Source organism: Microbacterium sp. AC035, assembly GCF_979258485.1.
The window spans coordinates 1,457,643-1,469,655 of the sequence record NZ_OZ409858.1 but is presented as its reverse complement, the minus strand read 5'-3'; the positions used below and the strand labels follow the sequence as shown (position 1 = coordinate 1,469,655).

General features: G+C 69.4%; 11 protein-coding genes. 6 read left to right on the top strand and 5 right to left on the bottom strand.

Going from position 1 to position 12,013, the window contains the following annotated elements; genetic code table 11:
- Positions 1-5: 5 nt before the first annotated feature.
- Genes ACZ0AA_RS07135 through ACZ0AA_RS07125 form a run of 3 tightly spaced genes read right to left on the bottom strand, consistent with a single transcriptional unit; the run spans position 6 to position 2,775 of the window.
- Complete coding sequence (locus tag ACZ0AA_RS07135) at positions 6-269, bottom strand: HPr family phosphocarrier protein (protein ID WP_400865027.1); 264 nt, start codon at positions 267-269, stop codon at positions 6-8.
- Positions 270-274: 5 nt separating this feature from the next.
- The gene (locus ACZ0AA_RS07130) at positions 275-1,945 is read right to left on the bottom strand and encodes a phospho-sugar mutase (RefSeq protein ID WP_463512524.1); all 1,671 of its coding nucleotides are present in this window, start codon (positions 1,943-1,945) and stop codon (positions 275-277) included.
- A complete protein-coding gene (locus ACZ0AA_RS07125) occupies positions 1,942-2,775 on the bottom strand; it encodes a purine-nucleoside phosphorylase (RefSeq protein ID WP_463512523.1) in 834 nt (277 codons plus the stop codon). The genes ACZ0AA_RS07130 and ACZ0AA_RS07125 overlap by 4 nt, the downstream gene beginning before the upstream one ends.
- Positions 2,776-2,823: 48 nt before the next feature.
- Between ACZ0AA_RS07125 and ACZ0AA_RS07120 the strand changes: the two genes are divergently transcribed.
- The gene (locus ACZ0AA_RS07120; RefSeq protein ID WP_194285947.1) at positions 2,824-4,278 is read left to right on the top strand and encodes an NAD(P)H-quinone dehydrogenase; all 1,455 of its coding nucleotides are present in this window, start codon (positions 2,824-2,826) and stop codon (positions 4,276-4,278) included.
- 64 nt (positions 4,279-4,342) lie between these two features.
- On the top strand, positions 4,343-5,224 hold the full coding sequence (locus tag ACZ0AA_RS07115) for a hypothetical protein (RefSeq protein ID WP_463512522.1): 882 nt from the start codon (positions 4,343-4,345) through the stop codon (positions 5,222-5,224).
- Between the two features lie 56 nt (positions 5,225-5,280).
- Here the strand turns inward: ACZ0AA_RS07115 and ACZ0AA_RS07110 are convergent, their stop codons facing one another.
- Both ACZ0AA_RS07110 and ACZ0AA_RS07105 read right to left on the bottom strand, forming a co-directional pair.
- Positions 5,281-7,047 (bottom strand): acetyl/propionyl/methylcrotonyl-CoA carboxylase subunit alpha, encoded by a 1,767-nt coding sequence (locus ACZ0AA_RS07110; protein ID WP_463512521.1) that lies wholly within the window; start codon positions 7,045-7,047, stop codon positions 5,281-5,283.
- A gap of 78 nt (positions 7,048-7,125) precedes the next feature.
- The gene (locus tag ACZ0AA_RS07105) at positions 7,126-7,764 is read right to left on the bottom strand and encodes a Maf family protein (RefSeq protein WP_463513832.1); all 639 of its coding nucleotides are present in this window, start codon (positions 7,762-7,764) and stop codon (positions 7,126-7,128) included.
- Positions 7,765-7,787: 23 nt separating this feature from the next.
- Here ACZ0AA_RS07105 and ACZ0AA_RS07100 point away from each other — a divergent pair, with 23 nt between their 5' ends.
- Genes ACZ0AA_RS07100 through ACZ0AA_RS07085 form a run of 4 tightly spaced genes read left to right on the top strand, consistent with a single transcriptional unit; the run spans position 7,788 to position 11,950 of the window.
- The gene (locus ACZ0AA_RS07100) at positions 7,788-9,017 is read left to right on the top strand and encodes a class I SAM-dependent RNA methyltransferase (RefSeq protein WP_463512520.1); all 1,230 of its coding nucleotides are present in this window, start codon (positions 7,788-7,790) and stop codon (positions 9,015-9,017) included.
- Between the two features lie 41 nt (positions 9,018-9,058).
- Positions 9,059-9,721 (top strand): response regulator, encoded by a 663-nt coding sequence (locus ACZ0AA_RS07095; RefSeq protein ID WP_463512519.1) that lies wholly within the window; start codon positions 9,059-9,061, stop codon positions 9,719-9,721.
- Positions 9,711-10,943 carry a sensor histidine kinase gene (locus tag ACZ0AA_RS07090; protein WP_463512518.1) on the top strand — a complete coding sequence of 411 codons (1,233 nt, stop codon included), beginning with the start codon at positions 9,711-9,713 and terminating at the stop codon, positions 10,941-10,943. The genes ACZ0AA_RS07095 and ACZ0AA_RS07090 overlap by 11 nt, the downstream gene beginning before the upstream one ends.
- Positions 10,940-11,950, top strand: a complete 1,011-nt coding sequence (locus ACZ0AA_RS07085) for a hypothetical protein (protein WP_463512517.1) — start codon at positions 10,940-10,942, stop codon at positions 11,948-11,950. The genes ACZ0AA_RS07090 and ACZ0AA_RS07085 overlap by 4 nt, the downstream gene beginning before the upstream one ends.
- The last annotated feature ends 63 nt before the right edge of the window (positions 11,951-12,013 follow it).

Below are 12,013 nucleotides of genomic sequence, written 5' to 3'. Positions count from 1 at the left end.
CCGGCTCAGCCCCGAGGATCCAGCACACCGGCCAGGGTGTCGAGCACGAATTCGGCATCCGCCGACTCCGCGGTCTCGAGCACCACCGCATCGCCGGGCGCGAGTCCGAGGTCCATCAGCGCGAGAACGCTGCTGAGGTCCACGATCGCGCCCGACGACGTGCGCAGGGTCACGGCGTGCGGGTGCGCCTGCACGAGACGCACGAGCTCGGCGACGGGGCGCGCATGCACCCCGTTGTGGGCGCTGATCACGACATGTCTTCTCGGCATGCGGCCTACGAGCGTTCTTCCAGGAGCACGCGCACCGCGGCCTCGAGCTCGCCGACCGTCGCGCTCGCCCGCTCAGCGGAGTCGGCGGTGGCGTCGATGTAGACCTTGAGCTTCGGCTCGGTGCCGCTCGGACGCACGATGATGCGCGAGCCGTCCGCGAGCCGGTACCGCAGCACATCTCCCGAAGGCTGCCCCTCACCGGCGCGCAGCAGATCCTCGGCAGAGGTGATGGTGTGGCCGCCGAGTTGCTGCGGTGGAAGCGTGCGCAGCGAGAGCATCACACTGCCGATGACCGACAGGTCCTGCACGCGCACGGACACCTGCCCGCTGGCGAAGTGGCCGTAGGTGTCGCCCAGCTCGGACAGCAGGTCGGCGAGAGACTTTCCGCGCTCATGGGCTTCGGCCGCGAGACCGAGCACCGCGACGGCTGCTGAGATGCCGTCCTTGTCTCGCACTGTCTCCGGGTTCACGAGGTAACCGAGGGCCTCCTCGAATCCGAACACGATGCCGGGAGCCCGGGAGATCCACTTGAAGCCCGTGAGGGTCTCGTGGAAGTCGAGACCGTGGTGCGCGGCGACGGCGCCGAGGCCGGGGGAGGAGACGAGCGAGCAGGCCAGCGAGGCGCCCGGAGTGCCCGCAGCCTTCCGCGCGGCGCGCGCGCCGAGCAGGAGTCCGACCTCGTTGCCGGTGAGGCGACGCCATCCGCTCTCGGAGGACGCATCGGGGATCGCCACGGCGAGTCGGTCGGCGTCCGGATCGTTCGCGATGATGAAGTCCGCCTGCACACGACGCGCGCGAGCGAACGACAGGTCCATCGCCCCGGGCTCCTCGGGGTTGGGGAACGACACGGTGCGGAACGTCGCGTCGGGCTTCAGCTGCTCCTCGACGACCATCGGCTGCGGGTAGCCGGCGGCCGATACGATCTTCGACAGCGTCTCCCATCCGACTCCGTGCATCGCGGTGTAGACCCACCGCAGGTCGCGCCCTCCCGCAGGCGCCGGAGCCACCGCGGCGGTCGCGGCCACATACGCCTCGACCACGTCCTCGCCCGCCGTCTCGTAGCCGGCGGAGCGAGGCAGGGTCGAGACATCATCCGCGTCGGCGATCCGCTGGATGTGCGCAGCGATCTCGGCATCGGCGGGTGCGACGATCTGCGAACCCTGGTCGGCGCCACCCAGATAGACCTTGTAGCCGTTGTCGTTCGGGGGGTTGTGTGAGGCGGTGACCATGACACCCGCATCCGCACCGAGGTGCCGCACCGCGAAGGCGAGCACCGGCGTCGGCAGCAGTCTCGGGAGCAGGATGGCGCGCAGTCCTGCTCCGGCGAAGAGCTCGGCGGAGTCGGTCGCGAACACCCGGGAGTTGCGGCGCCCGTCGTAGCCGACGATCACGGTCGGCGTGCGCCCGTGCGACTTCTCGCGCAGGAAGGCGGCGAAGCCGGCGGCGGCCTGCGCGACGAGAACGCGGTTCATGCGGTTGCTGCCGGCCCCGAGTGCTCCGCGAAGCCCTGCGGTGCCGAAAGCGAGTCGGGTGCTGAAGCGGTCGTCGAGATCGGCTGCTGCCGCCTCGTCACCGGCCGCGGCGCGAGTGATGACCGCGGCGAGTTCGTCGCGGGTCTCGTGATCGGGGTCCTGTCTCATCCAGGCGCGCGCCTGCGCCAGGCGCTCGTCGTTCACAGCGCCTCGACCACTCGGGCCAGCAGTGCCGAGATCACCGGTTCGGCCTCACGGCCGGCCTCGATGACCTCCGCGTGGCTGAGCGGTGTCTTCTGGATGCCGGCGGCGAGATTGGTGATGAGCGAGAAGCCGAGGATCTCCATGCCGGCCTCACGTGCGGCGATGGCCTCGAGCGCGGTCGACATGCCGACGATGTTGCCGCCGATGTGCTTGGCCATCTGCACCTCGGCCGGCGTCTCGTAGTGCGGCCCGCGGAACTGGGTGTACACGCCTTCGTCGAGGGTCGGGTCGACGCTGCGAGCGATGTCACGCAGGCGCTTCGCATAGAGATCGGTCAGGTCGATGAAGGTGGCGCCCTCGAGCGGGGAGTCGGCCGTGAGGTTGATGTGGTCGCTGATCAGCACGGGCTGGCCGGGGGTCCAGGTCTCGCGGACGCCGCCGGCGCCGTTCGTGAGGACCATGATCTTCGCCCCCGTGGCAGCGGCGGTGCGGACCGAGTGCACGACCCGACGGACGCCGTGGCCCTCGTAGTAGTGGGTGCGGGCGCCGATGACGAGCACGTTCTTGCCATCGGGGGTGCGGATGCTGCGCAGAGTGCCCACGTGCCCTTCGAGAGCGGGCTTCGAGAAGCCGGTCACTTCGGTGGCGGGGATGGTCGCGATGGTCTCGCCGATGATGTCGGCGGCCTTGCCCCAGCCGCTGCCGAGGGTCAGGGCGATGTCGTGCTTCTCGACTCCGGTCAGGCGCGCGATGTCGGCGGCTGCGTCGGCTGCGACCTCGAACGGGTTCGCATTCGGGTCGTCGAGGGGGTTGCTGTGTGTTTCAGACATGGATCCACTCTAGGAAGGTGCAGGCTCCGGGGCCAGGATTGCGGAAGAATGGAGATCATGTCTTCCACCCCTTTTGAGCGCACTCAGCGCGTCGCCGTCCTCGGTGGCGGTCCCGGCGGTTACGAAGCGGCCCTCGCGGCCGCTCAGCTCGGAGCCGAGGTGACCCTGGTCGAGCGCGTCGGCGTGGGTGGAGCGGCAGTGCTCACCGACGTCGTCCCCTCGAAGAGCCTGATCGCGACGGCCGATGCGGCCATCGCGATCTCCGAGGCATCCGATCTGGGCGTGCAGTTCTACGCGAAGGGCGAGCACGGCAAGCCGCTGAAGCCCGAGATCGCGATCAACCTCGCCGCGGTCAACAAGCGCCTCATCGCCCTCGCCGGACAGCAGTCCGAGGACATGCGCTCCGCACTGCTCGAAGCCGGCGTGCGGATCCTGTCCGGACACGGACGCCTCGAGGGGCCGAACGCGATCATCGTCTCGACCGGTCACGGCGGCACGGATTTCGACCGCATCGAGGCCGACACGATCATCGTCGCCGTCGGTGCGTCGCCGCGCGAGCTGGATTCGGCCAAGCCCGACGGCAAGCGGATCCTCACGTGGACGCAGCTGTACGACATGAAGGCTCTCCCCGAGCACCTGATCGTCGTCGGGTCCGGTGTGACCGGTGCCGAGTTCGCCTCCGCCTACATGAACCTCGGCGCCAAGGTCACTCTGGTGTCCAGCCGCGACCAGGTGCTTCCGGGCGAGGATCAGGATGCGGCGCGCGTGCTCGAGAAGGTCTTCAAGCGCGGCGGCATGACGGTGCTGTCCAAGGCTCGCGCCGAGAAGGTCGAGGTCACGAAGGACGGTGTGACGGCGACGCTGTCGGATGGCCGCACGGTCGACGGCAGCCACTGCCTCATGGCCGTCGGCTCGATACCCAACACCGCGGGCATCGGCCTCGAGGATGCGGGAGTCGAACTCGACGAGAGCGGACACGTCCGCGTCAACCGCGTGGCTCGTACCTCGGTGCCGAACGTCTACGCCGTCGGCGACTGCACGAACTTCTTCCCGCTCGCATCGGTCGCGTCGATGCAGGGCCGCACGGCCGTGTTCCACGCGCTGGGCGACATCGTGATCCCGCTCGAGCTGATCAAGATCACCTCGAACATCTTCACCGCTCCCGAGATCGCCACGGTCGGCTACTCGGAGAAGGACGTCGAAGACGGCGTGGCCGACGGGCTCGTCTACAAGCTGCCGCTCGCCGCGAACCCGCGCGCGAAGATGATGGGCATCAAGGACGGCTTCGTGAAGCTGATCGCACGCAAGGGCTCGGGCACCGTGATCGGCGGAGTGATCGTCGGACCGAAGGCATCCGAGCTGATCTACCCGATCGCCGTCGCGGTCGAGCGACGCCTGACCGTCGATCAGGTCTCCCGCGTCTTCGCGGCGTACCCGTCGCTGTCGAGCAGCATCACCGATGCGAGCCGTGCGATGCACCTCGTCAACGCGAAGATCTCCTGACGCTGACGAAGGCCATGCTCTCCGCTCATCCACTCCTGCTGCTCGTCGTCGTGGGAAGGGACCGGTGACGGACCTCAGCGAATTGCCGCCGCTGCAGGAGTGGCCGTCGCCGTGGGGTGCACGTCGACCCCGACGACGTGTCGGCATGCTCTGGGTCGGCCTCGCCCTCATCGCGGCCGCAGCTGCCATGATCGGCTTCTCGGGTGGTGCCGCTGGCCCGCTGTGGTCGGGTGCGTTCGTCGGCCTGTTCGGAATCACGGCGTTGGCGGTCGCGGGGCGCAGCCCGTTCGTCGACGGGCGCGCGCGGCTGGTCGACGCGGCGACACTGACGCGCGGGCGGATGGCGAGTCCCGATGCGCGCATGCACTTCGTGCCGGAGCGGCGGCCGGGCGTCGTCACCTTGACGCTGTGTATCGTGTGGGCCGTCGTCTTCACGGCTGCGACGGTCGTGGCGGTCGGAATCGGGCTGACCGGCCGTCCCGAGGCCTTCCTCGGAGTGGCGGTGCTCGCGGCGGCCGCCGCGCTGTTCGTCTACACGGCCGTGCGCGCGACCGTCACGCAATACCGCGCCGATTCCTTCGGGCGTCGACCGCTGGGCATGGGCATCGGCCAAGACGGGGTGCTCCTGATGCGTGTCACCGAGACCCTGTACGTGCCGTGGAGCGCGATCCGCCGCGTGGAGCCGGACACGACCGAGCCGCGACGCGGCATGGACGAGCTCCCGCTCATCAGACTCCGCGTGGATCCGAGTCGCGTGACCGCATCCGACGGGATGCGTGTTCCCGGCACGGTCACCGTGGCCCCGGCGATGCTGAAGACGCACCCGCAGGTCGTCTGGTCGGCGTTGCGTGAGTTCCACGATTCGCCGGCGGCACGCGCTGCTCTCGGCACCTCGGCAGGGCAGCGGATGTTCGACGAATGGTGCGCCTCCGCCCCTGCGGACTGAAGGAATGGCGAAGGCCCCCGCCTCGAGGCGGGGGCCTTCGCCATGACTCTCTGCGGTCAGCTGATCGTGAGCAGCTGGTGCCCGGCCGAGACCGTCGCGCCGGCTACCGCGCTGATGTTGCTGATCGTGCCGTCCTTGTGCGCCTGCAGCGGCTGCTCCATCTTCATCGCCTCGAGGACCACGACCAGGTCGCCCTTGACGACCTCCTGGCCCTCCTCGACGGCGATCTTCACGACGGTGGCCTGCATCGGCGACTTCACGGCGTCGCCCGACGCGCCGGCGCTGACCGAGGTCGCGTGGCTGCGGCGAGACGGCGGAACTGCGGCGGGGCGTCCGGCTGTACCGGCCGCGACCGCGACACGGTCCGGAAGGCTGACCTCGAGGCGCTTGCCGCCGACCTCGACGACGACTGTGTGGCGGTTCTCCGACGCTGCGGGCGACTCGAGCTCGCCGTCCCAGGCGGGGATGTCGTTCTCGAACTCGGTCTCGATCCAGCGCGTGAAGATGCCGAACTCGCCGTTCTCCGCGGTGAAGGCTGGGTCGCGGACGACCTTGCGGTGGAAGGGGATCACGGTCGGGAGTCCTGCGACCTCGAACTCGTCGAGAGCACGGCGTGACCGCTCGAGAGCCTCGGCGCGGTCCTTGCCCGTGACGATGATCTTCGCGAGCAGCGAGTCGAACGCTCCAGACACCGAGTCACCGGCGGTGACACCGGAGTCGAGCCGGATGCCGGGGCCGCCGAAGGTCTTGAAGACGTGGATCGGGCCCGGCTGGGGGAGGAAACCGCGACCGGGGTCCTCGCCGTTGATGCGGAACTCGATCGAGTGGCCGGTCGGCTTCGGGTCGTCGTAGTCGATGGTGCCTCCGGCGGCGATGCGGAACTGCTCGCGCACCAGGTCGATGCCGGTGACCTCTTCGGAGACGGGGTGCTCGACCTGCAGGCGGGTGTTTACCTCGAGGAACGAGACGGTGCCGTCGGCGCCGATCAGGAACTCGCAGGTGCCGGCGCCGACGTAGCCGACCTCCTTGAGGATGGCCTTCGACGCCGAGTACAGCAGGTCGTTCTGCTCGTCCGTGAGGAATGGCGCAGGCGCCTCCTCGACGAGCTTCTGGTGACGGCGCTGCAGAGAGCAGTCGCGGGTCGAGATGACGACGACATTGCCCTCGGCATCCGCCAGGCACTGGGTCTCGACGTGGCGGGGCCTGTCGAGGTACTTCTCGACGAAGCACTCTCCGCGACCGAAGGCCGCGACGGCCTCGCGGGTCGCGGACTCGAACAGCTCGGCGACCTCGTCGAGTTCGCGGGCGACCTTGAGGCCGCGTCCGCCGCCGCCGTACGCGGCCTTGATCGCGATCGGCAGGCCGAACTCCTTCGCGAAGGCGACGACCTCGTCGGCGCCGGCCACGGGGCCGGGGGTCCCGGGGGCGAGCGGGGCGCCCACCTTCTCGGCGACGTGACGGGCTGTCACCTTGTCTCCGAGCGCCTCGATGGCCTCGGGGGAGGGGCCGATCCAGGTCATTCCCGCACCGATGACTGCTCGGGCGAACTCGGCGTTCTCGGCGAGGAAGCCGTAACCCGGGTGCACGGCATCTGCGCCGGCACGGCGGGCGATCGAGAGGATCTTCTCGATCTGCAGGTAGGTCTCGGCGCTCGTCGCTCCGCCGAGGGCGTACGCCTCGTCGGCAAGACGTGTGTGCAGAGCGTCGCGATCCTGGTCGGCGTACACGGCGACGGAGGCGATCCCGGAGTCACGAGCGGCACGGATGATGCGGACGGCGATCTCGCCGCGGTTGGCGATGAGCACCTTGGCGATATCAGGCATGGTTGCCAGCCTAGCGAGAAGGCAGGCGTTCGCTTTGACGACTCTCCACAAGAAAGAGGCAGAAACGTCGAAGAGACCCTACGACCAGAGGTCGGTCCAGGTGACTCCGAGGTCCGCAGCGAGTCGGCGCACGGTCGACAGCGACATCCCGACCACCGTCGACGGGTCTCCGTCGACGCGTGTGATGAACGCTCCACCGAGGCTGTCCACCGTGAACGCGCCGGCGACGAGCAGGGGCTCGCCCGAGGCGACGTAGGCGGCGATCTCGGCATCGGTGATGTCCTCGGCGAATGTCACCGACGCCTCTGCGGTCGCGGTGGCCTCGACCGGTGCTGCGCCCGGCGAGACGCGGAAGATCGAGTGGCCCGAGTGCAGGATGCCGGTGGCTCCGCGCATCTCCTGCCAGCGCCTCGTCGCCTCCTCCGCCGTGTAGGGCTTGCCGTAGACGCGGCCGCCGAGCTCGAACATGGAGTCTCCGCCGACCACGATGCCGTCGAACGATCCGTCCTCGGCGAGCCGGTGCGCGACATCAGCGGCCTTCGCGCGAGCGAGCAGGAGCACGAGCTCCGCCGGCGCGAGCTCGGTGCCGCGTTCCGCCGAGGCGGCTGCTGCGACCGCATCCTCATCCACGTCGGGCGACTGGGTCAGCGGTTCGATGCCGGCCTGACGCAGCAGCATGAGACGGGCGGGAGAGGTCGAGGCGAGGCAGACGCGCATGTTCACCACCGTATCCTCGAAGAATGACTTCCTCCCCAGTCCTGCTCGATCTGGACATCACCGGCATCGCGCACGGCGGCACGTTCATCGCCCGACACGAAGGTCGGGTCGTCTTCGTCTCCGACGCCATCCCCGGCGAGCGTGTCCGCGCGCGCCTGAGCGAGGATTCGACGGGGGACTCGAAGAGCTTCTGGCGTGCTGAGACCGTCGAGGTGCTCGACGCCTCGCCGCACCGCCGTCCGCACATCTGGGCAGAGGCCGATGTCTCTCGCGCCCCGGAGGAGCGGCCGGGCGGTGCAGACCTGGGACACATCGATCTTGCTCACCAGCGCGTCCTCAAGCGTCAGGTCCTGACCGAGGCGTTCGATCGGTTCGCCGGGCCCGGACTCGAGGCCCCCGAGATCGAAGCCGTCGACTCGACCGACGGCACGGGCTGGCGCACGAGGGTCACGCTGCACGTCGACGACGAAGGCCGAGTCGGACCCTATGCCGCGCGCAGCCACCGGGTGATCCCCGTCAGCTCTCACCCGCTCGCCCGCCCCGCGATCGCGCAGGCGGCTCTGCGCCTCGCCGGCGGCGAGACCGGCAGCGTCGACCTGATCGAACCCGGCGACGGCGAGGTGCGGGTCATCCGGCGTGAGCGTCTCGAGGAGCGCCCGGCCCGAGGACAAGGCCGACGCCCCGCGCCCGAGGTCGTCTACGAACAGGTGGGCGATCGACGGTTCCAGGTCGACGCCGGCGGCTTCTGGCAGGTGCACCCCCGCGCCGCATCGGTGCTCGACGGGGCCGTCTACGGCATCCTCGACGGCCATGTCGACCCCGAGAAGAAGCACTTCGATCTGTACGGAGGCGTGGGCCTCTTCGCCGCATCGCTCGCCGATCTCGGCGGCACCGACATCGTCACGGTCGAGTCCAGCAGGCGCGCGACGGCTCACGCCCAGCAGAACCTCGCTCCGCTCGACGTCAGCGCCGTCACCGCACGCGTCGACCGCTATCTGGCAGGTGTCCCCGCCGGCACGAGCGCGGGCGCCGTGGTCCTCGATCCGCCGCGTGCGGGCGCAGGCCGCGCGGTGGTCGACGCTCTCGACGCGCTCGCCCCCGATGCCATCGCCTACGTCGCGTGCGACCCGGTCGCCCTCGCCCGCGACCTCGGCACGTTCCGTGCGCACGGGTGGAACGTGGGGACTCTGCGAGGCTTTGACCTGTTCCCGCACTCGCATCACTTCGAGGTCGTCGCGCTGCTCACGCGGTGACCGATGATCTCGAGACGCTGACTACTCAGTAGGCTGGGCGGATGAGCAGGGTCGCACTCATCGACGATCACGAGTCCGTCCGCCTCGGTCTCGAGGCGGCGTGCGCTCGTGACGGAGCGCAGACCGTGGTCTTCTCCGGCAGCACCGTCGTGTCATATCTCGAGTGGAGGTCGGCGACGTCAGCGCAGCCGGCCGACGTCGTGGTTCTCGACCTGACGCTCGGCGACGGCACCACGGTGACCGAGAACGTCCGCTCGCTGGTCGCAGACGGCGCGAGCGTGGTGATCCACAGCGTCGCCGATCGACCGGCGGCTGTGCGCGAGGCGCTGGCGGCCGGCGCTGCGGGCGTCGTGAGCAAATCCTTGGCGCTCGACGACGTGCTCGACGCCATCCGCACTGTCGCTCAGGGCGAGGCGCTCAACAACGTCGAGTGGGCGAGCGCCGTCGACGGAGATCGTGACTTCGCCGATGCGCAGCTGTCGACCCGTGAGCGCGAGGTCCTGCGGCTTTATGCCACAGGCCTGCCGCTGAAGGCGGTGGCCGAGAGACTCGGCGTCGCGTACTCGACCGCGAAGGAGAACATCACGCGGATCCGGGTCAAGTACGTCGAGGTCGGGAGACCGGCCCCGACGAAGGTCGACCTTCTGCGTCGCGCGATGGAGGATGGGATCGTCGCCGCAGACGGGGCGCCGAGTGGCCGCTGATCCGCTCAGCATCCGCGAGGCCTGGAGCAAGATCCCCTCTCCCGGCAGTGTGGAGACCGAGTTCGAGCGCTTCACGGGCAAGCGCATGGAACGCATCCTCGCGACCGTCGTCGCGATCGGATCGGGTGTTCTCGGAGCGCAGGCGCTGATCGCCGGCGTCACGACCACAGCCGGGTCGGATGCCGCACGGATCACGATGCTGCTCGTGGTCTTCATCCCGCTGATCGTGATGCTCATCGCCTGCATCATCGGCCGAGGTGTCAGGACCGCATCGGGAGCGTTCGCGATCGTCTACACGCTCGCGCTGGGGGCGTGGCCGAGTTTCGTCGAGCCGGTGGGCGAGGCTGCCGACCAGCCCTGGATCTTCTTCCTCGTGAATGTGGGCGTCGTGGCCGCGATGCTCGCATTTCCGCTATGGCTGCAGTTCGTGTGGGCCCTCTGCCTGCCCTTCGTCTACGGCTACGTCCGGCTCGTCGAGGGCGACTTCTCCCGCGACTTCTGGGTGACGACGGCCTTCGACGTGTCGTTCACGCTGATTCTCGGCTTCGTCATCATCGCGCTGGGCTGGATGTTCCGCTCGGTCGCCGCGGGCGTCGACGAGGCTCGCGCGCGTGCGGTCGCCTCGTATTCGGGGGCGGCGGCGGCAGCCGCGGCGGAGGAGGAACGGGCGGCGATGTCTGCCCTCATGCACGACAGCGTTCTCGCGGCATTGATCGCCGCCGAGCGTGCCGAAGGCGAACGGGCGCAGGACCTGGCCGTGGGCATGGCCCGCGAGGCTCTCACGCGTCTGGCTAACACGGAGGCGGCGGTCGCTGAGGAGGGGAGCGACGAACCGGTGGGTGCGGCGCAGATCGTCGTGGAGCTGCGCCGAGCACTCTCGGAGCTCGGAGCCGATGCGCTCGTCGAGGAGCGCGGCGGGATCGGCCTGATCCCCGGACGTGCCGCGCGAGCACTCGTGCTCGCTGCCAGACAGGCGCTCGGCAATGCCGTCACCCACGCGAGCGGGCGCGGGCTGCACATCCTCGTGGAGGGCCGAGGCGATGAGGGCATCGCCGTGACGATCTCGGACACCGGTCCGGGGTTCGATCTTCGGGCGATCGGTGCGGATCGCCTCGGCATCAGGGCCTCGATCTTCGCGCGCATGGCCGGGGTGGCCGGTACCGCGGAGATCGACTCGAGTGAGTGCGGCACCACCGTGACTCTGGGCTGGGAGCGTCCATGAACCGCACTGTGCGCAGTGTCGCGACCTCACTCGCTGTCGGCTTCGCGATGTACTTCGCGGCCAGAGGCGTCTGGTGGATCGAGCAGCCCTCCGCGCCCCTGATGATGGTCGCGGCGATCGCCCTGTATCTCGTCGTCGTCAACGTCGCGATCCTCTGGGACTCGGCGATCTCCGTGCGGATGCCTCTCTGGGCGGCGCTGGCGACCCTGGTCTCGAGCATCCTGATCCCGGTGCTCGCGACGTTGTCTCTCGATCCGCTCACGCGCACGGCCCCTTTCGCGACCTGGTACATCGGCGCGCTCGGCCTGATGGGTGTGGTGTGCATCGTGCGGCGTCGTTTTGTGATCGGCTGGCTGGTGGTGGCCATCCTCGTGGCCACCTCGTCGGCGTATCTGGGTTTCTTCGTCGCGCTGTCGCTCGGCCTCGTGGGTTCCCTCATGTGGGTCGTGATCGCTCATCTGCTGGTGATCTTCTGGGACAGGGCCGTGCGCGACACCGAGCGTCTCGCGGGGATCCAGCAGGCGGTCTCCGCGTGGCATGCGACCCAGCAGGTGCGTCAGAAGGAGCGCCGACTGCGCACGCAGTTCGCGCTCGCGGTCGCCGGGCCCGTCCTCAGCCGGACGGTCGCATCACGCGGCTCGCTGAATGAGGAGGAGCGTCTGCAGGCGCGCCTCGCAGAGGGACGCCTGCGCGACGAGTTGCGCGGCGCCGATCTGCTCAACGACGCCGTGCGGGATGCGATCGAGGACGCGCGTCGGCGGGGTGCCGTGGTCACGGTCTTCGACGAAGGTGGCCTGGCCGATGTCGACGAGGGGAGGCGTGCGGCGATCCGTGACGAGCTCGCACGGGTGCTGCGCGACGCCGATGCGGAGCGATGGATCATCCGCGCGGCTCAGGATCCTCGCATCGCCGTGACCGTGGTCGGTCGGGCCGGCGCAGGCGGGCAGAGCGACGATGACGCCGTCGATGTGTGGCACGAGATCCCGCGGGACGCGCCCGAAGCCTGATGAGTGACCCTGCCCTCGGCTCTGGCCGGGGGAGGAGGTCAGAGTCGAGGTCAGACAGAGTGG